The organism is Sporomusa sp. (assembly GCF_035561255.1).
Taxonomy (GTDB): domain Bacteria; phylum Bacillota; class Negativicutes; order Sporomusales; family Sporomusaceae; genus Sporomusa.
Genome location: NZ_DATMXX010000161.1, coordinates 13,368 through 38,703, shown reverse-complemented (window position 1 = coordinate 38,703; position 25,336 = coordinate 13,368). Strand labels below are relative to the sequence as shown.

18 protein-coding genes are annotated in these 25,336 nt (G+C 50.0%); 8 read left to right on the top strand and 10 right to left on the bottom strand.

Going from position 1 to position 25,336, the window contains the following annotated elements; translation table 11 throughout:
* The first annotated feature begins 164 nt into the window (after positions 1–164).
* The 7 genes from VN379_RS09230 to hutG all read left to right on the top strand — a co-directional run bounded on the left by VN379_RS09230 (position 165) and on the right by hutG (position 7,562).
* On the top strand, positions 165–1,475 hold the full coding sequence (locus tag VN379_RS09230) for an ammonium transporter (RefSeq protein WP_325533058.1): 1,311 nt from the start codon (positions 165–167) through the stop codon (positions 1,473–1,475).
* A gap of 168 nt (positions 1,476–1,643) precedes the next feature.
* Positions 1,644–3,068 carry an MFS transporter gene (locus VN379_RS09225; RefSeq protein ID WP_325533056.1) on the top strand — a complete coding sequence of 475 codons (1,425 nt, stop codon included), beginning with the start codon at positions 1,644–1,646 and terminating at the stop codon, positions 3,066–3,068.
* A 42-nt stretch (positions 3,069–3,110) separates the two neighbouring features.
* Positions 3,111–3,830: a thiamine diphosphokinase gene (locus VN379_RS09220; RefSeq protein ID WP_325533054.1), complete on the top strand. Its 720-nt coding sequence runs from the start codon at positions 3,111–3,113 to the stop codon at positions 3,828–3,830.
* Between the two features lie 41 nt (positions 3,831–3,871).
* Positions 3,872–4,243: a YkvA family protein gene (locus VN379_RS09215; protein ID WP_325533052.1), complete on the top strand. Its 372-nt coding sequence runs from the start codon at positions 3,872–3,874 to the stop codon at positions 4,241–4,243.
* Between the two features lie 98 nt (positions 4,244–4,341).
* Complete coding sequence (locus tag VN379_RS09210) at positions 4,342–4,527, top strand: hypothetical protein (protein WP_325533050.1); 186 nt, start codon at positions 4,342–4,344, stop codon at positions 4,525–4,527.
* A 347-nt stretch (positions 4,528–4,874) separates the two neighbouring features.
* Positions 4,875–6,263 (top strand): amino acid permease, encoded by a 1,389-nt coding sequence (locus VN379_RS09205; RefSeq protein WP_325533048.1) that lies wholly within the window; start codon positions 4,875–4,877, stop codon positions 6,261–6,263.
* A gap of 276 nt (positions 6,264–6,539) precedes the next feature.
* The gene (gene hutG, locus VN379_RS09200; protein ID WP_325533046.1) at positions 6,540–7,562 is read left to right on the top strand and encodes a formimidoylglutamase; all 1,023 of its coding nucleotides are present in this window, start codon (positions 6,540–6,542) and stop codon (positions 7,560–7,562) included.
* 613 nt (positions 7,563–8,175) lie between these two features.
* On the opposite strand, the gene ssnA is transcribed toward hutG, so the two are convergent.
* The 10 genes from ssnA to def form a co-directional block, all read right to left on the bottom strand.
* Positions 8,176–9,504, bottom strand: coding sequence for a putative aminohydrolase SsnA (gene ssnA, locus VN379_RS09195; protein ID WP_325533044.1), 1,329 nt, complete (start codon positions 9,502–9,504; stop codon positions 8,176–8,178).
* 13 nt (positions 9,505–9,517) lie between these two features.
* A complete protein-coding gene (gene ygfK, locus VN379_RS09190; protein WP_325533042.1) occupies positions 9,518–12,628 on the bottom strand; it encodes a putative selenate reductase subunit YgfK in 3,111 nt (1,036 codons plus the stop codon).
* Positions 12,629–12,689: 61 nt separating this feature from the next.
* Positions 12,690–15,248, bottom strand: a complete 2,559-nt coding sequence (gene xdh / locus VN379_RS09185) for a selenium-dependent xanthine dehydrogenase (protein ID WP_325533040.1) — start codon at positions 15,246–15,248, stop codon at positions 12,690–12,692.
* Entirely contained in the window at positions 15,238–16,629 is a 1,392-nt protein-coding gene (hydA, locus tag VN379_RS09180) for a dihydropyrimidinase (RefSeq protein ID WP_325533038.1), read from the bottom strand. The genes xdh and hydA overlap by 11 nt, the downstream gene beginning before the upstream one ends.
* A gap of 84 nt (positions 16,630–16,713) precedes the next feature.
* Positions 16,714–18,300, bottom strand: coding sequence for a D-aminoacylase (locus VN379_RS09175; protein WP_325533036.1), 1,587 nt, complete (start codon positions 18,298–18,300; stop codon positions 16,714–16,716).
* A 9-nt stretch (positions 18,301–18,309) separates the two neighbouring features.
* The gene (locus VN379_RS09170) at positions 18,310–19,500 is read right to left on the bottom strand and encodes a YgeY family selenium metabolism-linked hydrolase (RefSeq protein WP_325533034.1); all 1,191 of its coding nucleotides are present in this window, start codon (positions 19,498–19,500) and stop codon (positions 18,310–18,312) included.
* Positions 19,501–19,553: 53 nt separating this feature from the next.
* Positions 19,554–20,762 (bottom strand): diaminopropionate ammonia-lyase, encoded by a 1,209-nt coding sequence (gene dpaL / locus VN379_RS09165; RefSeq protein WP_325533032.1) that lies wholly within the window; start codon positions 20,760–20,762, stop codon positions 19,554–19,556.
* 299 nt (positions 20,763–21,061) lie between these two features.
* Positions 21,062–22,819: a sigma 54-interacting transcriptional regulator gene (locus VN379_RS09160; protein WP_325533030.1), complete on the bottom strand. Its 1,758-nt coding sequence runs from the start codon at positions 22,817–22,819 to the stop codon at positions 21,062–21,064.
* Positions 22,820–22,837: 18 nt separating this feature from the next.
* On the bottom strand, positions 22,838–23,164 hold the full coding sequence (locus VN379_RS09155) for a DUF1904 family protein (protein ID WP_325533028.1): 327 nt from the start codon (positions 23,162–23,164) through the stop codon (positions 22,838–22,840).
* 35 nt (positions 23,165–23,199) lie between these two features.
* Positions 23,200–23,784, bottom strand: a complete 585-nt coding sequence (gene def / locus VN379_RS09150; protein WP_325533026.1) for a peptide deformylase — start codon at positions 23,782–23,784, stop codon at positions 23,200–23,202.
* A 242-nt stretch (positions 23,785–24,026) separates the two neighbouring features.
* On the opposite strand from def, the gene VN379_RS09145 reads away from it, so the two are divergent.
* Positions 24,027–25,220, top strand: a complete 1,194-nt coding sequence (locus VN379_RS09145; RefSeq protein WP_325533024.1) for a hypothetical protein — start codon at positions 24,027–24,029, stop codon at positions 25,218–25,220.
* Positions 25,221–25,336 lie beyond the last annotated feature (116 nt).

The following is a 25,336-nucleotide window of genomic DNA, read 5'->3' as shown; positions in this document are numbered from 1 at the left end:
TAGTATAAACTGCAAATACTTATTGAAAAGTATTGTATATTGAGTATGTTATGCTATAATATAACTAAATTTCATACTAATACGGCAAAGAAGCCAGTGACATCAATGGGGGTTACCCCTTGGTGCTGCTGGCTGTTTCTGTTTTTAAGGAAAGGGTGAGCTTAATGGAATTATCGATTCATTCTTTGGCAACTGGCCTTGACACAGTCTGGGTATTGCTGTGTGCGGCGCTGGTTTTTCTGATGGAGGGTGGATTTGCGGCCCTTGAGGCCGGTTTTGTCCGCAGTAAGAATGCATTAAACATTATCATGAAAGTTTTCATGGACTGTACGGTTGGAATTTTAGGATATTTTGCTGTCGGCTTTGCCGTAATGTATGGTATTGACAAAGCTGGCCTCATCGGCTGGTCCGGCTTTTTCCTCGCAGGGGATATGGAGTATTTAGGATTAAAAATACCTGTATACGCGTATTGGCTATTCCAGGCGGCATTTGCAATCGCGATGGCGACAATTGTTTCCGGTGCGGTAGCTGAGCGGATGAAGTTTATGCCTTACCTGGTTTTCTCCCTGGTTGCGACAACGCTTATTTATCCGGTTGCCGGTCACTGGGTGTGGGCCGGGGGTGGTTGGCTGAACAAGCTGGGAATGATGGATTTCGCCGGTTCAGCGGTGGTCCACGCTTTAGGCGGCTGGGCATCTTTGGCTGCTGCCATGGTGCTGGGGCCGAGAACAGGTAAGTTTGGCAAAGATGGTGTTGTGCATGTTATGCCTGGGCATAATCTGCCTTTGGCTGCGCTGGGGGCTTTTCTGTTATGGTTTGGCTGGTTTGGCTTTAATCCAGGCAGTACTCTGTCCGGGCTTGATCTGAACATTGCCCGTATTGCCGTAAATACGAATCTCTCGGCGGCCGCCGGCGGCACCATTGCCGCTATTTACACAGCAATGAAATGGGGGAAGGCCGACCCCAGTATGGCAATTAACGGCGCGTTAGGCGGCCTTGTTGCCATTACCGCCGGTTGTGCTTTTGTTGAGCCGGTTAGTGCGATTGTTATAGGTGCTTTTGCAGGTATGCTGGTAGTATTTGCTGTACCGTTTTTTGACAGTATCAGGGCAGATGATCCGGTTGGCGCTATTGCCGTGCATGGGGTATGCGGCACGTTTGGAACAATTGCTGTTGGAATTTTCGCCGAGAAGGGTGGCCTCTTGTATGGCGGCGGCCTTGGTTTGCTGGGTATTCAAACCCTGGGGGTAGTGACTGTATCTCTATGGGGGTTTGTTGCTACCTATGGCCTGTTTGCTTTTTTAAAGGCAGCTATTGGTATCAGGGTGACTGTCGAAGAGGAGCTTGAAGGCTTAGATATGAGCGAACATGGTATTACAGCCTATAGTGATCTTGAGTGCAACCCGCTTACTGCACTCAGCCCTGTACCAAGTGTCAGGGTTTTGCCGGTGGCTGAACAACGGCTTGCCGAATAATTTCAACAGATACGAGGACAATAGTAGTCAGCATACACGTAATACAGGGTATGCTGACTTTTTCTGTCTGGGGGAATTTACCAGAGGAAATTGCTTTTCTTAGGTGGAATTTCTCAAGAGATATGAAGATAGACTAACTATACGGGTCTTAACCAGCGAGAGGAGCTAATGATGCAGGAGAAATTACAGGGTCTTAGTTATTATAAGTGGTTAATCTTCGGCGTTGTTGCTACAGGATCTTTTATGGCGACAATGACAGCATCGATTGTCAATGTTGGTTTGCCGCCCATTACGGCTGCCTTACATACAGATATTACTACAGCCCAGTGGGTTGTTACCGCTTATCTGCTTGTCATTACCAGCCTGCTGCCGCTTGTAGGGCGCCTGGGGGATATTTGGGGGCGGCGGACAGTCTACGGATTTGGCTTCATCGGGTTTACTGCCGGTTCTCTGTTATGTGGTATTGCCAATTCGATTGGTCTGCTTATTGGGTTTCGGGTACTACAGGCTGTCGGTGCGGCGGCACTTATGGCTAATTCTATGGCGATTGTGACCGGAAGCTTTCCGCAGAGTGAACGCGGCAAGGTTTTAGGGGTGATTGGCACCGTGGTTGCGTTGGGAAGTTTGAGCGGCCCGGGCATCGGTGGTTTGCTTGTCGAACATTTTGGCTGGCACTCAATATTTTTTGTTAATATTCCTGTGGGTATACTAGGTTATGCCGGGGTGCGGCTGATTCTGCCTGTGGACCGGGACTTATGCCAGGAACGGATAGATTACCTGGGGGCAATATTTTTTACCGGCAGTATGGTTAGTTTTTTGCTGGCGTTGAGCTATGGCACCGAGTGGGGCTGGACTTCGCTTACTACCATTACCTGCGTGAGTTTTGCTTTGATTGTTTTTGGCGTATTTGTGTGGTATGAAACCAGGATAGAGCAACCCATGCTTGAATTATCCATATTCAAAAATATGGCCTTCTCGGCCGGTAATCTGGCTGGATTCCTTTCCTTTACGGCGATGTTTACCAACACGATGCTGCTGCCGTTTTTCCTCCATGATGTATTGTCTTTTGCACCGGCGAAAACCGGCTTAATTATGTCGGCCTTTCCCTTGGTTATGGCAATAACCGCCCCGGTGAGCGGCATATTGTCAGACAAGGTCGGCACGGTTACCCTGACAACTGTTGGCCTGGGGTTGATGGCTGCGGGGCTGTTAATGACTGCTAAGCTGCATTTGGATGCCACACTGTGGCTGATTATGGGGGCGCAGGCGGTGATGGGGTTAGGCAATGGCCTGTTTCAATCACCGAATAATAACAGTGTAATGAGCTCTGTCGAGCCCCGGCAGCTGGGGGTGGCTGGCGGTATTAACGCCCTGGCCCGGAATTTCGGGATGGTCTGTGGCACGGCTGTGGCGGTATCTATTCTGGAGTACCAGCGCGTTGCCAGCCTCGGTGGCCTGAGCCAGCCAACAGATGCCCAGCAGGTAGCGGCTTTTATGGCCGGCTATCACGATGCCCTGCTGGTGGGTGCCTGTTTAGCAACGGCGGGTGCACTCATTTCTTTTAAACGGATACGAAAACCAGCTAAACAGTAAGTTGGGGCAGGGAGTCTGAGGCTTTGCAGCGAAGCTAATAGGATGATGAAAAATAACAAAGTATTTTTCCCCGGCCAATTTATAGCCGAGTTTTTAGGACCACTGCCTGAGACGCGGTTGGTGCTGCTATTGAGTGGACGGGCCCCGGCTGTTAACTGGCTCAGGGACTGCCTGGAATTCTACCGATTGTGGTGCGCAGATGGTGGTATTAACCTGTGCAAGTCCGGCCAGCTGGTGCCGGAACGGTTAATTGGCGATGGCGACAGTGCCTGCCCGGACGCCTGGCTCTGGGCAAAACAACAAAATATCATGATCCAGCAATATCCCAGTGACAAGGATCTTACCGACCTGCAGCTTGCGCTGCAAATCATGGGACAAACATGCGGCCCGGCAGCTGTTGTGCTCACAGGTGCCTGGGGCGGGCGCTTTGATCATACCTTCAGCAATGTCATGTCACTTATCTGGAGCCGGGAATGGGGGCTTTACCCGGTCGCGCTGGCTGATGAGCAGGAAGTGATGATTTTTTTAAGCGGCCCATCTGCCCTAACCGTAACCGTGTGGCAGCGGCAGCCTAAAGTTATCTCCCTGATGGCGCTTGCCGGTACCTGCTCCGGCGTGTCAATCAGTGGGGTTAAATGGCCGCTTGACAATGTAACGTTAACCCAGCATCAGCCTTATGCGATCAGCAACCGCCTGGGAGCAGGCGATTTTAGCGTCAAGGTTGAGAGTGGCTGGCTGGGGGTATATTTTACGTTTGAATAAAAACCTTGAGGGTTGGTGATCACATGATTAAGGGAGGCAGTATGTTCCGCTTGGGGGCTTGGCTCAAGATCCTGCGGGATAATGCAGTAATTTTATACTATGCCTGGCGCCATCCGTTGACCCCTCGATATGTGAAAGGCATACTGACGGTGTTGCTCATCTATTTGATCAGCCCGATTGATATCATACCTGATTATCTGCCGCTGGTGGGAATCGCAGATGATGCCACGCTGGTCACAGGGGCTATGTTGTATCTGACACAGTTGCTGCCTGCCCCGGTGCTGGCGGAGAGTAAACGGCAGAGTGAAAAATGGGGCCGGCGCATGCCCTATATTCTAGGGATAATTGCGGTGGCAGCCGTGGCCTGGATTGTACTGGTCATCGCTATTTTTCGCAAGCTATTTTTTGAATAATTTAAGGTTATTTATTGGGACTTGCAGGAATCACTTTAATTTTGCCGAATATTCCATTATATCAGTAAAATAGGGAGATGGTTCACGTGCCCATAATTATGTCAGATTTCACAAGCTTCTGGTATAGTGATGACATGGAAGAGCAGGTTGCTGTTTCCGATGGTGAATTTCTCTTATTGAATACTAATACAAGGAAAGTAGAAAAACTGGGATCTACCTTTGAGGAAGCTAAAGAATCATTAAAGGTATTAGGGAAATTTGAAAACTTCTCGGACTTTCAATAAATAATTAAAATCTATGGGTTTGTGATGAATTTTATTTCACCACAAACCTTTTTTTCTTACACAACTGCAGCGGCCTAAGTTAAGTAAATCAGGATGGCTGTTTTACAACTAAAAAAATAAATGTATCCTCAGAAAAGATTGACAAGCTCTGTGTGCTTAATTTATAATATACTTAAAGTTAAGAAAATTATAGTAAATAAATTTTTAATGCCTACAGCTATTAGATATTAGGGGGCAAAACTCTATTTGAGTTTTGCTCCTTTTTATATTCAGCAGACTTTTTGCCAAAAGCTCTGAGAATCCCGGGATAAATTGGCAAACTTTAATAACAGAGAGGAGCAAACAAAGTGTCCGAAAATTCCCAAGATGAAAGCTTGCAAAGAGGATTGAAAAATCGGCATATCCAGTTGATTGCCTTAGGAGGGGCGATTGGAACAGGGCTATTTTATGGATCAACCAAAGCGATTCAAATAGCAGGTCCATCAGTAATGCTTTCCTATCTTATCGGCGGTATCATTATTTTTTGGATTATGCGTCACATGGGTGAAATGCTTGTTGATGAACCTGTATCAGGCTCCTTTAGTCATTTTGCTTATAAATACTGGGGGGATTTCCCGGGGTTCCTGTCAGGCTGGAACTATTGGATTGCCTATGTGCTGGTTAATATGGCGGAACTGACGGTAGTCGGGAAATATGTCCAGTTCTGGTGGCCGGATATTCCTGTTTGGGTTACTGCCCTGGTATGCTGGGCTTTTCTTACCGTGATTAACCTGATTCATGTTAAGTTATATGGAGAATTCGAATTCTGGTTTGCCATTATCAAAGTAGTAGCCATTATCGGTATGATTGTTTTCGGTACGATGATTCTTCTCAACGGACAGGCGGGTGCCAGCAGCGGTATCGGCAATCTCTGGAATTATGGCGGCTTTTTTCCGAATGGGCTGGAAGGCTTCCTTTGCTCTTTAGCAATCGTTATGTTTGCCTATGGTGGGACTGAATTGATTGGGGTTACGGCCGGGGAAGCAGATAATCCCAAAAAGACCATCCCGATGGCGATTAACCAGGTCATGTGGCGTATCCTGATTTTCTATGTCGGTGCCCTGTTGATTATCCTGATGATCTATCCTTGGAATCAGTTAGGTGTAGGCGGTGCGGAAGGCAGTCCCTTTGTGCAGATTTTCTCGAAAATAGGTATTTCCTCTGCGGCAGCCCTTCTGAATGTCGTCGTGATCACCGCGGCTCTTTCTGCCTACAATAGCGGCCTGTACAGCAATGGCCGCATGTTATACAATCTGGCGCAGCAAGGGAACGCTCCGGGCATGTTTAAAAAATTGAACAAGGGCGGAGTGCCGGTAGTGGGAATCCTGTTTTCATCTTTCCTGATGGGACTGGTGGTATTCTTAAACTACCTGATTGAAAGTCAGATCTTTACTTATCTGATGGCCCTGGTTGTCTCTGCAGATATTATCAGCTGGGTGATGATCAGTGTCAGCCATATGAAATTCCGTCAGGCCAAGCTAGCCGAAGGGGCAAAGATTGAATTCCCGGCGGTATGGTATCCTGTTACGAACTATATTTGCATAGGCTTTTTAGCGATGATATTTGGTGTGATGTGGTATTTAGGCGAGGACTGGCGCATCTCAATGTATCTGACACCTATTTGGCTCGTTATTTTGTGGATTGGCTATAAGTGCAAACCACAGGCTAAACAGGACTCCAGAACGATAACAAGATAAATGCTGACCGGATGGCAAACTAAATAGATAGAAGTCATGACTGCCCAAAGTTATGAGATATAAGGGGGTAGACTCAGAAATTGAGTCTACCCTGCTTTACTTGCCATGATAACGCCTAATTTGACGTTTTGTTGACGTCAGTATGATAAAATGTTATTAAACAGCGGAAACCTGATCGACAGCATTGTAACTAAAATGTTTGCCGATAAGAAATAGGATGGTTCATCCTGACAGATTAGCCTTTTCCGGTCTGGATGATATTTGTGTGAGGAAGGTATGAAAGCAATGCTGAAAAATCATTATCTGCCTGCAGATATGGCAATTTGGACAGGGCGAACCGACAGTACGGATAATTATGATGCCTTTAGATGGCACCAGTGGATGCGCGGCCTTGATTTAAACAAGGCAGACAGTTCGCCGGCTGCCGGGCAGGTGGGTTTTGTCCTGCTGGGGTTTTGCTGTGACGAGGGTGTCAGGCGCAATCATGGCCGGACAGGCGCAGCCAAAGGACCTGATGCGATCCGCCGGGAACTTGCCAATCTACCGTGTACCTTTTCCCCTGAGGTCCTGCTGTTTGATGCCGGTAATATCATCTGTCCTGACGGAGGCTTGGAAGAGAGCCAGGCCGCCCTGGCAAGTGCCATAAGCAGCATTCGCAAGCTGGGGTTGTTCCCATTGGTCATGGGCGGGGGCCATGAGCTTGCCTTAGGGCATTACCGGGGGCACCGGGACTTTATGATCGGCCGCATGCAGACACCTGACATCGGGATTATTAATTTTGATGCTCACTTTGATCTGCGACCCTTTACCAATGGCAGCAGTTCCGGTACGATGTTCCGGCAAATTGCGCAGGAGGATACTGATTCCGGCCTGAAATTCCGGTATATGTGTCTTGGTATTCAGCGGTTTAGCAATACCTTAGAACTGTTTAAGACAGCCGAGCAATACGGCGTAGTCCATATACCGGCTGAAGAGATTGCCGCCAAAGGAGACTGGAATGTAATCGAAAAGCTGGATGAGTTTATGAAAGACACCAATAATATCTATATTACGGTGTGTGCCGATGTTTTCTCCACAGCCTTCGCCCCGGGGGTTAGCGCCGCTCAGCCGCTTGGCTTGTATCCTGATGACGTTCTGAAGTATCTTAAACATATTCTTCGTTCGGAAAAAGTCATTGGTTTTGATATTGCCGAGGTATCACCAAGATTTGATCAGGACAGTACTACCGCCAGTCTGGCCAAAGTTTTGATTTTTGCAGTTGTAAATACCCTGTGCCGGCTAAAAGGAATTGCCAGATAAGTTTGCAGGCGCAGGCGGGTGGTGCATTGACAACGCTCCACCGCTGGCGCTTGACTTCCGCTTTTGCCACCACACCACCCGCCTGCAAAACTTTAACGCGTTGTATATATGTAGAAACTTGATCCATATATATTCAGGACTTCGGTAGGTTTCTACCTTTTTTGCTAAAATCCTGCTTTATTCAGCAAATATTGCCTATAGCCCTGTTAAACCTTACAATAACAGCCGCGCTTCTTGGCCTCGCCGGTGTTTCGCTCTCCCGAAAAAGAGATACGCTCTATCTGGATAATAAGAAAAACCACTAACGCAGTCTTTTGGCTTTGCACATATCAAATAATCCTGGAATACAAGGAATGGTTTTACTTTTGGCATTACCCCAAAAGTAACAAAAAGTCTAGGCCCGAAGCCTCCAAAAGCTGAAAAGCCGGACAGTATTCCTAAAATCCGTAAACTCGCTACGCGCTCAAACAGTACGGATTTCTTAACGGAATACCGCCCGGCTTTTCTCCTGCGGAACGCTTTTTCCGGCAAAGGCCGGAGGGTTACCGGGCCATTGACATTAAAAAAAGCCCTGCCAAAGCAGGGCTTTACAATTGGTCCCGAATTTCACTACCTACGGCAGCTGATCCATTTTGTCCCACAGACGCTGGGCTGCCCGGCGGGCCTGGGTGTAAATGGGGCTGACATCAAAGGTGAATTGCCTGTCCTCAAGCACGACTTTACCATTAATGATAACTGTTATAACATCACGGGAGCTGATGCCAAAGGCAATATGCCCGCCGATGTTGCCTGGCACAAGCGGCGTAGGCGGCTGGTAATCAAGTACTGTCAAATCAGCTTTATAACCAGGGGCCACCCGGCCAAAGTCTGCATCAAAGTAGCGTTTGAGGAGTTCATTGCCGTTGTGCAAAAACCTTAGGTAGCTGTCCGGCCACAGCGGTCCGGCGGTATCTTTATGCTTAAAGTAGGCAAACCGGGCTTCTTCCCACATATCACTGCCCATACCGTCAGTTCCCAGGACCAGGTTTTTGTACAACGGCAGTTTAGTGCTGTAGCCAACATTGTTGTTCATATTAGAGCGGGCGTTGTGAGCCAGGAACGCGTCCTTGGCATTGATGATTGCAATATCCTGGTCTGACAGGTACACACCATGCACCAAAAGGGCTTTATCATTGATTAAACCAGCCTCATTCAGGCGGGCAATCACATCTTTGCCGTACATATGGTGGCTGTGGGATACGTCATAGCGGTCTTCGGCTACATGGACATGGACACCACGTCCGGTCTCGCATACAGCGTCGGCCATAAGCTTAAGGGCGGCATCAGGCATGGTGACAGGGGCGTGGCCGCCAATCATGGCCTCTACCAGATGGTTGCCGCCGGTGGCCTGTCTGTCACCTTCGCACAGTTTGGCAAAATCAACATTCTCCTGAACACCGGCTTCGACCTCTTTGAGGCCGTCGTTACGGTCGGTGGTTTCATAGCAGGTAATACCGCGCAGGCCGGTTTCTTCAAAGGCTTGCTTGAGTGTTTTCAGCGAGCCTTTAAGGAAGGCCGGTGAGGCGTGGTGGTCAATCACCGCGGTTGTGCCGCAGCGGATGGCTTCCAGTGAGCATACCATACCGCTGTAGTAGAGGATTTCCTCGTCAATAGCCAGGTCAAGCCGCCACCAGAGGTTTTTGAGCACCGAAACAAAGTCAGGGCTGGGAGCGATATTGGCGGTGATCCCCCGGGCCAGACCGGAGTAAAAATGGTTGTGGCTGCAGACAATGCCTGGCATAACCAGTTTGCCTTGCATATCAATAACGCGGCCGGCCTGATAATGTGCAGCAGCCCCCACACCGACGGCAGCGATTTTGCTGCCGTCAATGACAATATCTACGCCGGATTGAACGGAAGCAGGGTGAAATTCAACAATTGCGGCATTTTTTAATACTAACACTCAAGATCCCCCCTTATTCCTCTACGCGGCCGAACAGCGCCGCCCGGGTAGTGTACAGGTAATTAAATACCTGGGCCAACTGGTCAAAGACTGCATTACCGGTAGCCTGAAGCTGACCGTTTTCCAGCTGGTGGGTGGTAACCTCACCGCTAATCCGCACTACCACTATGTCACCTGCTACCAAGAAGCCATTGTTCCGGCTATGATCAAAGTCGTCACGACGGCTAAAGACTGTAAGCTTGTCAGTGAACGGGCGGCCTTCCCAGGGACAGAAGCCGGCACAGTTGCCGCATTCGTTACAGAAGGCATCCAGGTGGATAATCTGGTTGTGATTAGCGAAACCATCACCTGAACGAATCGCCAGGTTTGCGCGGTTAGGGCAAACCTCGACACATTTGTTGCACACATAATTACACTCTAAACAGCGGCTGTATTCCCTGTCACCTGTGGCCACAGCGACTTTGCCCGGACCTTCGGCAGGCAGGACTGAGGCGGTTGTCAGGCCAAATTTCCTGGCAGTAATGTCTTGGACCTGCTCACATGCAGATGTACCTGGTTTGTCGGCTCTAACCTTAAAACCGGCAATTTCTTTTTGGCAGATAGCGTCAGCCACCTTGCGGCCTTCGGCTATGCATTTTACGATCGAGGAGGCGCCCTGACGGGCATCACCGGCTAAGTACACGTTCTCCAGGTTGGTTACTTGCTGCCCCTGGTTCGTAATGCCCAATTGGGCAAGCAAGCCTGTATTGATCTCTTCGCCAATCGCAATAATGATGGTGTCGGCTTTGAAGGTCTTATACCCGCCGGTAGGTTCAGGCTGGCGGCGACCACTGGCATCAGGCTTGCCAAGCTGCATGACCTGACAGACAAGGTTGCCGTGGGCGTCAATTTTTTCCGGGTTAACCAGGAAGTTAAAGTCGACGTTGTCGGCTACAGCCAGCTGATATTCGGCGCGGTCGGCAGGCATTTCATTGATCGAGCGTCGATACACAACGGCGCTTGTTGCCACACCTTTTACCCGTAACGCTGTGCGGCTGGCGTCCATAGCCGTATTACCGGCGCCAATGGTCACAACGGTTTTGCCTAAGTTGAGGGCAGACACGTCTTTATTAAACTGGGCCAGCAATTGCAGCGCCGGAATGATTTGCAGCTTTTTGTCGCCTTCAACGGTAAGGTTAAACGGTTTTTCCGCGCCGGCGCCTACAGCTACGATTACGTAATTGTAGCCTTGATTTTTAAGGTCTGCGGGAGTAAGGTCAGGGCTGGAATTAAAGACAAACTCAACCCCATGTTCTTTGATAAAGTTGACATCACTGTCAATGGTTTCGCGGCTAATGCGGAAATTGGGGATGACGTGCTGCACTGTGCCGCCTGCGCCGGCGCGGGTTTCGTATACTGTTACACTAAAGCCCTGACGGGCTAAGAAGTACGCTGAGGCAAGACCGGCCGGGCCTGCACCCATTACAGCCACCTTTACGCCATTTTTAGCTTGGGGAAGGACATAGTTTCTACGGTACTCATCCCAGCCTTGCTCGACAGCCAGGCGTTTGACTTCGCGGATACGCACACAGCCTTCATAATCCAGACGGGTACAGTGATGCTGACAGGCATGGTCGCAGATGGTGCCGGTAATGCCAGGCAAGGCATTCTTTTCATAAATAAGGGCCAATGCTTCAGCATAGCGCTTTTGCCCGGCCAGCCGGATGTACTCAGGAATGTCCTGGTTTATGGGGCAAGCCGTTTTACACGGAGCGGCAGCACAATCAAACAGCGGCAGCTGGCTCATGATGGCAGCTTTGTCATGGCCGCGAAAATGTTTTTGGGAGTAGGCGGCAGTCAGGGCTTTCGCTGCCAGCGCTTGCAGTTTGGCCACATCAATTTTGTCTACATCCCAGCCGGGGGCTGTTTCCAGCTTGGCGGCAATGGCAGCCATCCGGGCATAACCGCCTGGTTTGAGCAGCTCGGTAGCCAGGGTAACAGGCTTGATGCCTGTGGCAAATACAGCTGCTGCATTGTGTTCAGTGATGCCGCCGGAGAATGAGATTGGCATTTCCCCGTTAAACGCTGCCGATAGTTTGGCGGCCAGATTGATGCTCAGCGGGAAAAGGGCCCGGCCGGACATGTACATTTCACCACCAGGCAGTTTGCCCTTGAAGTTAACCGAACCCAGGGTATTTGTCAGCTTAACGCCAAAGAAACGGTTGTTAGCGGCAGCCAGCTGTTTGAGCCTGATCAGCATCGGCACCGCATCTGCGTAGTGGAGGTCATGGTCAAAGGACGCCTCGGACAGCTCAACATAGTCAAAACCGGTGCTGTCTAAGATGGAGCGAACGCCCTGATAGGTCAACAGGGTCGGATTCAGTTTTACATACATATCAAGCTTTTTGACTGTCAGCATATACACACAGATTTTTTCGATCTCAGCAGGCGGGCAGCCGTGCATGGTCGAAAGGGTAATCGACCGGCATATCCGGGCAGAGATGCGCTCAGTCAACCCCTGCAGTGCCGGTAAGCGCTGTTCGAAGCCGGTGCCGGTAAGAAACCGGCCGTCAGCCACAATAGCTGCCAGCTCTGCCAGACACTGTTGAAAATACGGATGACCGGCAGCATTCATCATATGATTCAGGAAGCTGTCCATGCGCGGGGACTGAATACCCTCCAGGTTATAGCCGGCGCTCATATTAAAGATAAAGGACCGGTTACCGCTTTGTGAAAGCGCAAATACCGCTTCCACCAGATGCAGCACTACCCAGGCTTTAACATACTCTTCATAGGCTTTTTCTACAGTATATTCACTGGACCACTCGGTATTAAAACCCTCATCATCGGCATCAATACAGGGCTTGGCAACAGGCGGTTCCTGCTCCTGCACGGTCTTAAGCTCAATAAACCGTGCGCCGGCAAGATAGGAGACGACAATATTCTGGGCCAACTGAGTGTGCGGACCGGCAGCCGGTCCCACTGCCGTCTCAATTGTTTCACCCAGCAGCGCTACCGTCTTCGTATTTTGCTTATGGAAAAAATGGCTGTCAGGCAAGCCAAAAACAGAACGGTCTGCCGCATACTCTTCAAAAATCCGCGCAACAAGCTCACGCAAAGGAACAGGCCTCATCAAGTCTCCCATTATGTCCTCCTATTTGACTCAAGGGGACGGTTCTCCTGAGTCAGTTTTACTTATAGCTGTTTTATTTTTTGCGGCTGTACGGGGTGTCGGCCAGCGGCAGGTTGGGACGGACTTTGCCGTCCATTCTCAGATAAGCACCCGCAACCGCCGGAGCGGTGGGGATTGTGGTAATCTCACCCACGCCTTTGGCCCCATAGGCCAGTTCGCTCTGGTTTTTCCCGATAATAATACTTTCGATCTCCGGTACATTGCCAGCCCGGAACAGACCAAGTGTACCATATTTGATCATTGGCACGCCGTCTTTGAGCGGGAAGTCTTCGGTCAGGGCATACCCCAAACCCATAACAACACCGCCTTCAATCTGGCCTTCGACACCGGTTGGATTGATCGCTTTACCGACATCATGGGCGGCAACGACCTTAAGCAATTTGCCGGTTTCGTCCAGAATGACAACCTGGCTGGCATAGCCGTATGCGACATGGCTGACCGGATTGGCCTTATCAGCACCCATGGGGTCGGTTACCCCTGAATACTCGCCATAAAACTCCCGGCCCTCAAGCTCAGCCAGCGATGCCGTTTGCAGCGCAGCTTTCAGGCACAGTGCAGCCTGCCGGACAGCCTCGCCGGTAAATACTGTCTGCCTGGATGCTGTGGTTGTGCCCGAATCAGGGGTCAGGTAGGTGTCAGGATCAGCGGCGGTTAGCACACGATAGTCCAGGCCGGCGGTCTCACACGCAATCTGAATCATAACTGTGACCAGGCCCTGGCCAATACAGGCAGCACCTGTCAAAATGACAGCCTTACCGTTTTCTACTCTGATTTTAGCGCGGCCAATGTCAGGCAGGCCAACACCAATGCCGGCATTTTTCATAGAACAGGCAATACCGGCATTAGGACTGGATTCAAAGGCTGCTTTGACTGCCAGCAGTGTTTCTTTTAGCGCCGTGCCTTGGTCGGCAATCTGGCCGTTCGGCAATATCTTACCTGGCTCAATCGCATTGCGGAAACGGATTTCCCACTGGGAAATGCCGACTTGGGCGGCCAGCATATTAATATTGTTCTCCATGGCAAAACAGGACTGGGTGACACCGAACCCGCGGAAGGCCCCGCCCGGGGGGTTGTTGGTGTATACCCCCAGACCGACAATATCAACATTGTCAATCTGATAGGGTCCTGCGGCATGGGTACAGGCCCGCTGCAACACCGGCCCGCCTAATGAGGCGTAGGCACCGGTGTCGGCGATCAACTCGGCTTTCATGGCTGTGATTATACCGTTCTCATCACAGGCAGTGGTAAATTCCAGCTCGGCAGCATGACGCTTGGGATGAACATTGATACTTTCCTGGCGGGACAGGGTATTTTTCACCGGTTTCCCGGTATGCCAGGCTAATAACGCCGCATGGTGCTGGACAGATAGGTCTTCTTTGCCGCCAAAGCCGCCACCGACCATTTTGCTGATAATGCGCACAGCATTTTCTTCAACCCCCAGCAGCGAAACAATGCCATGATGATCATCATACACGTTCTGTCCACTGGTATAAACAGTCAGGGTACCGTCAGCATTGGGTACCGCCAGGGCGCTTTCCGGCTCCAGAAAAGCATGCTCAGTAGCCGGGGTGGTGTACCGCTGGCTGACCACATACCGGGCTTGAGCGATGGCGGCAGCGGCATCGCCCCGTTTAAGTACCGTTTTCGCCAGGAGATTGCCTTTGGGGTGTATTTGCGGCGCACCGTCCGCCAGGGCTGCCTGCGGTGTGGTTAAGGGCTGTAGTTCCTCATACTCAATTTTTATTAGTTTAATAGCCGCCTGGGCTATTTTTTTTGTCACGGCGGCCACAGCGGCTAACGCATCGCCAATATAGCGGGTCTCTTCACCCTCGGCAATAAAGGCCGGCCAATCAGGGGTGATATGACCCTGGTGGCGGCGTCCGGGGATATCCCGGGCGGTAATGACTGCTTCGACACCAGGCAAGGCCTGAGCGGCTGAGATATCAAGGCGTTTGATGAGGGCGCGGGCACTGGGCGCCCGCAAGATAGCAGCATGCAACATCCCCGCAAGATACATGTCGTCAACATATTCGGCTGTGCCTAATACCTTGCCTTTGGCATCAACCCGGGGCATTCTGTCCCCCACTTTATAGGTCATGCCGGTTGGCGGGGTAAAGCCTTCCCGGAGCGCCTTCGCCACCATAAATATGGCCTGTTCAATCTTTACATAACCGGTACAGCGGCAGATGTTACCATGCAGCGCCTTCTTAACCTCAGCGCGGCTGGGCTCAGGTATTTTATCCAACAATCCTTTGGCGCTGATCACCATCCCGGGAATACAGAAACCGCATTGTACGGCGCCCGCTGTCGCAAAAGCCCAGCTATAGATTGTTTTTTCCAGTTCAGATAAGCCTTCTACTGTCAATAGGCTTTTGCCGCTTACCTTGGCGGTGGAGAGCAAACAGGCCCGCATGGCCTTGCCATCCACTAATACCATACAAGCGCCACAGGCACCCTCCGCACAGCCGTTTTTTACCGAGGTCAGGCGGGCATGATCCCGGAGGAATTCAAGCAGATTGATATCCCCATCAATAGTCGTTTCCTGCCCGTTTAGCTCAAAATTAACCATCATTTTCCCTCCTGTCAGGGAAAGGGTTGCGTCTTAAGTACTCCCCCCGGGGTTCACCGCAGGGTTTACCGCTTTGTGCTGCCAGACAGCCTCTTAAGAACACATATTCAGCTTGACCCTGCTGGTGCCAGCCTTCGTAAGGGGTATAGTCGACCCGCTGGGTTTGGGATGCTGCCAAGATTGTTGCGCTATGCTTCGGGTTCCAGACAACAATGTCGGCGTCACTGCCAGGGGCAATAATCCCCTTACGGGGGAACAGGCCAAATAATTTTGCGGCATTCGTGGCTGTATAATCAACAAGCTGCTGCAGGGTAATTCTACCTGGCAGCACCCCATAGGTATACAACAGGGCCAGCCGGTGCTCAACACCGGGGCCGCCGTTAGGGATTTTGCTAAAATCATGCTGGCCCAATTCTTTTTGACCATGAAAGTTGAAGGAGCAATGGTCTGTAGCCACAGTATCAAGCAAACCGGTGCGCAAACTGTTCCATAACGCCTCCTGATCCGGTTTGGTTCGCAGGGGTGGTGACATAACGTATTTGGCCGCCTCAAAGCCGGCAGCCTCATAACAGGCATCATCCAACAGCAGGTACTGCGGACAGGTCTCAGCATAAACCCGGACTCCCCGGGCCTTGGCTGCCAGCACCGCGTCCACAGCACCGGCACAACTGAGATGTACGATATATAACGGGGCACCTGCCATTTCAGCCAGGGAGATTACCCGGTGGATAGCTTCGGCCTCGGCGGCGGCCGGTCTTGTCAGGGCATGATACCGGGGCGAGGTCTGGCCGGCCTTAATAGCCTCCTGCACCAGGGTATCGATGACATCACCATTCTCACAATGAAACCCGATCAGGGCCCCGATCCCGTGACTGTGCCTGAGGGTTCTGAAGATAACACTGTCATCTACCTGCAGGTTATGTTTATAAGCCATATACAGCTTGAAGGAGGTTACCCCCTGTGCGACCAACTCCCCCATCTCACAGGCAATACGGTCATTAAAGTCAGTAATCGCCATATGAAACCCGTAATCAGTAAAACATTTAGCAGCAGCTTTGGCCTGCCATGCAGACAGGGCAGCCTGCAGGGTCCCGCCTTTGGCCTGGGTGGCAAAATCTATAATTGTAGTGGTCCCGCCGGCCAGGGCCGCCTTGGTGCCGCTGGCGAAATCATCAGCCGTAACGGTTGTTCCAATATCCAAATCAAAATGCGTATGGGGATCAATACCGCCTGGCAGGAGATAGCAGCCGTCAACCTCGATAATGCGATCCCCGCTTTGGGCAATGCCCTGCCCAATGGCAGCAATTGCCGGGCCGTCGATACGGACATCGGCCCGGTACTCGCCGCCGCCAACGACCGTCCCACCCCTTAACACAGTTCCCATATCAAATCCCCCTTTTATTGCGGCCTTTATATAAAGTGCTGCAGTAGTTTGCAGCCGGTGGTGTGTTAGCAAAAGCAGGCCGGCCTAGTCCCTGCGCAGAACCTTTCCTGCCAGTATTTTATTGTATTGACCATAGGCAAGCACATGCTGCCCGTTAATCAAAACATGTTCGATACCTACCGGATACTGAACCGGATCTACATATGTGCCTTGATCATTTACGGTTGCCGGATTAAAGACAACAATGTCAGCATAAAAACCAGCCTTGAGCAGCCCACGTTCCTTAAAGCCAAATACCGCAGCCGGTTTGGCAGTCATCTTTGCGATCGCAGCTTCCAGCGGCAATGCCTGCTCTTCCCGCACGTATTTGCCGAGAACCCGGGGAAAAGAGCCGAACACGCGGGGATGCGGCTTACCTGCCAGCAGGCCGTCAGTGCAGACATTTTGCTCAGGCCTGGTGAGAAACCGGATAATATGCTCTTCCTGCCCGTAAAAATCCACCATACCCACTGCGTTCTCTTCTTCATATAGCAGATCAAAGACAGCCTGGTAGGGGTCTTTGCCCCGGACCTGACCAATCTCCAGCAGGTTCTTGCCAATTAAATCCTCATTGGCTGAGGTCTTAACACTTGTTACAAAAATCTGGTCAAGGCCCGCAAAATCAACAAAGTTATCCCACCCCGGCAGCCCGTGCTCAATATCATAGATCATTCGCCGGCGTAACTCCGGGTCTTGCAGCCGTTCCAGGAGTTTGTCGGTCCCACCATCATGGACCCATGGCGGCAGGATAACGCCAAGCATGGTACTGCCTGCCACATAGGGATACTGGTCGAAGGATATCCGGATGCCCTCAGCCTGGGCCTGCTCCAAAAGCTGCAGCACCTTGTCGATATACTGCCAGTTCTTCTTACCGCAAACCTTGAAGTGGGAGAAGTGAACCTTCACGCCGGACTGCCGCCCAACCTCAATAATCTCGGCCATGGAAGACAGGATGGTATCGGCTTCACTGCGCTGGTGAACAACAAATACCCCATCGTATTCGGCTACAACCTTGCACAGCTCAATGATTTCCTGGGTTTCAGAATACGCGCAGGGCATATAGATTAAACCTGTGGACAGGCCGTAAGCACCGGCTGCCATTTCCCGTCTGGTAATATCACACATTTTTTGCACTTCTGCAGCATTGGGCTGACAGTTACTGAGGCCGATGGCCTCCATACGGATGTTGCCATGCGGCACCAGATAGCTCTCGTTTAAGCCAATACCCTGCTTTTCCAGCATCGCAAGATAGCCGTCCGTAGTCTCGTATGTCCAGTCGATGTCATCGCTGTCGCCGTCAAGACCGGCCAGATTCTTACGCCAGGGGCTGATATATTCCAGCGGTAGCGGTGCCATGGATATTCCATCCTGACCTAGTACCTCGGTCGTGACCCCCTGACGAATCTTAGGTTCAATGTAGGGATTAACAAGCACCTTTAGATCTGAATGGCTGTGGGTGTCAATAAAGCCGGGAGCAATGACCAGGCCGGCAGCATCGATGATTTTATCGCCTGCCTGCCCGGCAATCTCGCCAATGGCAGTAATTCTCTGACCTTCAATGGCGATGGCGGCAGCAAAGCCTTTTTGCCCGGTGCCGTCAACCACCAACCCGTTTTTTATGATAGTACGCATAGCAGCCACCTATTCAGGCTTCAGCACTGATTTCATGATGCCGTAAAAACCCTCGGCCCCTTTGACCAGATGCTCAATCTCAATATATTCATCAATGGTATGAGCCAGGTTTTCCCGGGAGGGACCAAAGCCAATGGTCTTAATCCCTTTTTCTCCGGCATAATGGCTGCCATTTGTACAGAACGAATACTGGGTGATCTCAGGATTAATACCGGCTGCTTTCAGCCCCTGGCAGGCGGCTTGCACAAATTCATCCTGCTCGTCGTACAGCCAGCCCGGGAAAAAGCGTTCGCCTTCAATTGTTTCACCGGTATGGCATTTTTCAACCCCTACGGCATAAGACACCTTTGCTTTAAAATCTGCATCTGCTTGCTCCATCTGGCTAATGAGCTGCTGAATAGGGGCAAGCACTGACTCTTTAGTCTCGCCGACCAGCAGGCGGCGGTCATAGGTAGCCCGGCAGTATTCCGGCACAACTGAGGCTCCCGGGTAGGGGGTGGATTTTATATCAGTCAGTTCTAAAATCCCCTTGCCCAATACCGGCATCGAGGTAGTATCGAGCTTGCGGATCTGCTCAATAAGTCCGGCCATTTTGTACACAGCATTAATCCCTTTATCCGGGTTTGCCGAATGGGCAGGCTTGCCAAAGGTTTCCACAACAATCTCGGCCCGGCCCCGCTGGCCGCGTTTCAGATTAAGCTCAGAGGCTTCGCCGATCACCACATAATCCGGTTTTACAGCCTCACTGATCATGCGGGCGGCAATGCCTTCGAAGCATTCTTCATGGACTACACCCGATACATAGATATCACCGGCAAAATCGCGGTTAGTATCCCGGGCAAAGAAAGCGGCAGCAGCAATCATCGCGCTGACTGCCCCCTTCATATCTGAGGCTCCCCGGCCATATATCCTGCCATCAACAATCTCAGCAGCAAAAGGTGCATGCTGCCACTTGGAGTCATCGGCAACAGGTACAGTATCGATATGGCCGTCAAACAGAATCTTTTTACCTGGCTGTTTGCCTTTGATATGACCAATTATATTGCCATAGCCATCAACAAACCAATCATCAAACCCAAATTCTTTAAAGGCTTCTTTAATACTGGAAACCACTTTATCTTCTTCGCCGGAGTAGCTTTGCCGGCGGATTAACTCCTGACACAGGGCAACTAATTTTTCTTGTCTTTCAGCAGTCATCATATTCATTCACTCCCCGTCCTTTGTTATAAGACAAACATACTATATTGTTATTATTAATAACTGGGGTATTCGCCATCCCATACAATGCTGCGATACTTAGCAGGGTCGGTATCACCCTCGGTGCTGAATAAGAGAATATGAGAGTTTTCAGCAAAACCCAGTTTTGTTTTAGCTTCAGCTAAGTCCGGTGCGGTGAGCAGTGCAACAAGCAGGCCGATAGGCACTGCGCCTGATTCGCCGGAGATGACCTGGTGGTCACCAGGCAGCGGATTGCCCAGCACCCGCATCCCTTTGGCGGCAACCCAGTCCGGGCAGGAGAAAAACGCATTGCTGTAATCACGCAGGACTTCCCAGCTGATGGTGTTGGGTTCACCACAAGCCAGCCCGGCCATAATTGTCGGCATGTCGCCGGTTACAGCATAAGGTTTGCCATCATTGGCCAGTACTGATTTATACAAGCAGTCAGCCAGATCAGATTCGACAATGACGGTTTGGGGACGCTCGCTGCCATACGTTGCCGCAAAATACCCCTGCACGGCCCCGGCCAGTGAACCGACACCGGCCTGACAGAAGACATGGGTAGCTTTAGGTACGCCACACTCTGCAAGCTGTTCTACAGCCTCAGCCGCCATCGTACCATACCCTTGCATAATCCAGGTGGGGATCTCTTCATACCCGTCCCAGGCCGTATCCTGCACTACTACCCAGCCGTACTTCGCCGCGTTTTCAGCAGCCAGCCGTACTGCATCATCGTAATTACCGTCAATAATGGTAGCGTCAGCCCCTTCGGCCCGGATGTTGGCCAAACGGGTGAGTGATGAACCTTTGGGCATAAAGACCACTGACTTTTGTTTGAGGCGCTTAGCTGTCCAGGCTACCCCCCGGCCATGGTTGCCATCAGTGGCAGTCACAAAAGTAATCTCGCCAAGCTGGCGGCGCACTGCTTCTGAGGTTAGTGTCTCATAATCCAGTTCAGTGATATCCTTACCCAGTCGCTGCGCCAGATACTTAGCCATAGCGTATGCCCCGCCCAGTACCTTAAACGCATTAAGCCCAAAACGATATGACTCGTCTTTTACATAAATACCGGCCACACCAAGCTGCTTAGCCAGATTATCCAGCCGTCTTAGCGGTGTACGGCTATATTCCGGGAAACTCTGATGAAATTGTTTGGCCTTCTGTATCTCTTCATGACTGAGAAAGCAGGTAGACACCTGTTCTGCCAGCATGCCATTTACTACCCATTGAATCTTTTGTTTCATATCTACACCTCTTTTTTAAGCATCTCGACAATATTACAAGCAAGATTCATGCCAAAACACAGGGTTCTATCAAAAAAATCACAGCTAAAAACGAGAAGCATTTCCTTATCATGGTTACACTTTGTTAATAAATTGAACCATTTATACTAATTTAATGTAGTGTTGCAGCATTTAAAACAGAACCACTTGCCCTTCTCACACAATATAACAGGGTTGTTATCAAAACGATAATTAATTATCATTTCGATAACAACCCTGTTATCTATTTTCGCCATTTCTTTATCATAATGATAAATATTTCAGTTTTTCTTCTCTAATTTACGGTACAGTGTAGCAATTCCGATGCCTAATTGTTTAGCTGCCATTTGTTTTCCCTTGGTACTTTCACCATATATCTTTACAGCCTGCAAAATATGTTCATATTCTACCTCATGCAGTGGCCGGATGGCAGGAACACCGGCAGCCGGCCGTTCCTCGGCCGCTCCCGCGAAATCCAGGATATTTTTGGGCAATGTATCCAGGGTGAGTACCCCTGTTTCATCAGCCATATTGATCATGAATTCAATGGTGTTCTCCATTTCCCGTACATTCCCCGGCCAGGGATAGCGCAGGAGAAAACTCATGGTGGGTTGATCAACAGAAACCACATGCTTATTGAACAACCGGCCATATTTAGCCATCATGCTCCCGACAATATCCGGAATATCTTCAAGCCGGTTCCGCAGTGGTGGCACTTCGATCGGAATAACATTAAGCCGGTAGTACAAATCCTCGCGAAACTTGTTTTCTTGAATAAGCTCTTTTAGATCCTTATTAGTGGCCGCAATGACCCGGACATCAAGCTCAATTAACTGATTTGACCCGATCCGCACCAGTTTGCGCTCCTGCAGCACCCGCAGCAGCTTGACCTGCAAATAGATCGGCATATCACCCACTTCATCAAGAAAAATGACCCCCTTATTAGCCAGTTCAAACTTGCCGATCTTACCGCGCGGATCGGCTCCGGAAAAGGCCCCCTTGACGTAGCCGAATAGTTCACTCTCTAACAGCATATCCGGAATCGCACCACAGTTAATAGCAATAAACGGTTTGTCACGGCGATTACTTTCCGCGTGGACGGCTCTGGCAATCAATTCCTTGCCTGTACCGCTTTCCCCGGTAATAAAGACAGTCGAGTTGGAATCGGCAATTTTGCGGATTTTATTTTTGACCTGCTCAATCGCCGCTGATTTGCCGCTGATATGCTGCAGTGTCACAGTTTTAGCCACATTCGTCAGACCATAAATACCTGATTTCAGGCTCTTAAACTCATTGAAGATAAAAATCTTATCATAAGGAGCCAGCCCTGGGGCCGCCGACAACAGTTCACCCATTAAATTAAAGCAACGTTCCCCAACCGCCACCTTAAACTCCTCAGCCCCTAATATTGAGTCCCCGGTGGCCTCAATACTAATCGTCTGATCCAATTCAGTGGGCAACAGCAGCAGCTGCTTAATGGCGCTGCTGTTAATCTGCACGATTTTACTGTCAGTGTCAAGTACAATCACACCCTTATCAACACTGTTGATCACTTGCGTTAACAGCTTCATCATGGCCTGGCTACGCTCGGTTTCCAGGTGTACATAGGCTTTGGCACTGATAAATTCGGCAATCTGGATCAAAAACTGCTGAAAGGCGTCAATGTTGTCTAATAAATACTCCTTTTGCTCCTGGGTAAAACAAATCAAGCCTATAACCCCGATAATATCTTTGTCCAGCTTTATCGGCGTGCATAGCTCCATTTTTTCACTGCAGCAATCCTGTCGCGGGCAAAGCTGGCACAGGGGATGCTGACCAGGCTCCTCAATGACCTGTGGCTCACCGAGTGCCAATACCTGTTGATACACAAAACCCTCTTGAGACATATCCTCATTAATCCGGTCCTGATACACCCCGGTACCGGCAATCCGGGTCAGGCGGTTATCGACAATCTCCACATCAACCTTGATAACATGGGAGATAACCTGCGCGTATTGAATAACGGTTTCCTGAATCTCCTGCAAAATTGATTTGCCCATGTTATCACCTCATCGTGCCTAGTAATGTTTCTCGTTTTCGTAATAGCTACTTTCATGTAAGGCAACAAAAAAAGTTTCCACCTGGCCATAGCCAACACCGGTTATATGCCGGTACAGCGCGGCAGCGACCTGATCCTGCACTTGTTGTCCGCGGTCAAACCAGTTAACCTGCACCAACGGATTAATTGACTGCTGCTCACCATCCATAATAAAAATGCTATTAACGGCTTCAATAGTAAAATAATCCCGCGGACAGCCAATAATCCTGTGCAGTTCATCGACAAGCGGTTTGCTTATCTTTTTAATTTCCTCATGCTCCATGCCCTTAATAATGAGTTGCGGCATAGCTACCTCCTCGTATTCTGGTCGTTAAGACTTATCTATTCTAACGGAATATCACTGCCCCGAAGCCGCTCCGGCGCTTCTGCCAACAGTTTGTCTGTAAATAATATACCCTCTAAATGATCGTATTCATGCTGGACGACAAAGGCGTAAAATGTTTCTAGCCGCAGTGTCTGCCGTTCCCAGTCCTCATCATGGTACTCAATAATAACCGACGAATTACGGTTAACGTAGCCATAACGGCCGGGCAGGCTTAAGCACCCTTCCAGGCTTGGCATTTCCTGCCCGACTTTGGTTATCAGGGGGTTAATCATAATAATAGGCTCATCATCGATCATAACTACAAAGCCTCGCTGCGAAACAGCCACTTGCGGCAGCGATATCCCGGCGATAGGCCGGATACTGTCATCAAGATAATTGGCCATTTCGATGAGCAATTGGATTGTTTCATGGTCCTTGCGGTCGATAGGAGTCGCTTTCTGGCGCAGCACCGGGTGAGGGGCTGTAACAATTCTTTCCTTCACTGTAGCGCCGGATAAGCTGTCACTAATCCACACACAGGTAATGATCACAAATATAGTGAGACAAACCAGCCGTTTATATGTCTTAACCCTATTTTTCAACTATCCTCCACCAGCGCCACCTTTTTTATGCCTAATCAATAACCGGTATGTTTCGCGGTTATGCCTACCTGTATATTACACAAGCACTGCCAAAACTCCTTTTCCCGTCCAGGGTACGGCAAGCCGGTGTTTTTCAGTTTTTTAGTGGTCAATAACCATAAAGTGCCGCGTTTGCGACGACCTGTTTTTGCAGACAATAACAAAAACTAAATATCAAACCTTGGGTACGAAAGGAGAAAAACATGATAAACACCAGCCGCAGAAAAATTGCCAAGCGCAAGTACAAACGTCTAGTGGCCGCCCTTGCCGGTGCCGCCGTTGTAACCTCGGCGCTGTTGCCTGGTCTCCCCATCGCCAAGGTTCATGCTGCTGAAAACACAGTAACAGCCTCGCCGGCTCCGACAACCGAGGCAACCCCGCCCAGCACGGACACCCGCAACAATACCGGTGAACCGACGAAAGAGCGTACCACTGACAACGATACGCAGCGTGACAAAGAACGCCCTAAAGACAATCAGAATGTTGCCGGTTCACCAGTGGCAGCCGTTAAAGCAGCTGCAGCCGCATATGGTTTTGATGCTAGGCGTGATCGCTTTTCCCTGCAATCAAGCAGCGCCAATACAGCTGTTGTTTTAGTTCGTAAAGACAATGGTAAAACCTTTAATGTACGGTTAACGAAAGACCATGACAAATGGAAAATCGTCAGCGTAAAAGAAGTAAGCAGCGGTGGTGTTATTCGTGGCGGCGATCCTGTGGATGTAGTCAGGGACAATGCCGGTCGGTTTGGGTTTGACGCCTATCATGACACCTTTACCTTATTGTCAGTAACAAGCGGCAAAGCTATTGTCCAGGTTAAAACCAGCGGTCAAACGTTCAAGGTTGATTTAGAAAAAAACGGCAGCAAATGGGTGATCACTACCATCCGCGGCATCGGTAACAGCAAATATCCGGCCACCTACCGTCCGGCCAGTATGTATGGTAATAGTACTGTGGTTACTACTAACTCACAAATCCTCTATACGAGTGATGCTTTTAGCGACTGGACCTGGAACCAAAGCACTTATCCGCAAGACATGAAACTCGGAGTTCTGCTTGCCAAGCCGGTATCAGCCGATACTGCCGGTATCCCAGGCATCATTGTCGATAAGGTCGAGTCGATTGATTTTGGCCGCCAGTTTGTACTTTATGCACATCTCGGTTCAGTTGCTGACAGAGGCTTTGGCATTGGTGTTGAAAAAGTTGTTCAGACAAGCAATGACCTCAAGGTTACCATCAGGACTAAAAGCCCGCTGACAAATAACCGGTTATCTGTAACTAAAACTAATGATGTGATCCCGCTTGATCGCTTAACTTTAAATTTTGCAAACCCTATTAACATCACATTTGTTGATCAAAACGGCACTACCCTAAGCACGTATACTGTTGTAAAGAGGTAGGTAAAAAAAGCGAGATTGCTCTCTTATCGCTTGTGTATGACACCTGAAGATCAAATCTTCGCTGGCGTCACCACAATCAATAATTGCAGCAATCTCGCTTTTTTTAAAAAACAGGT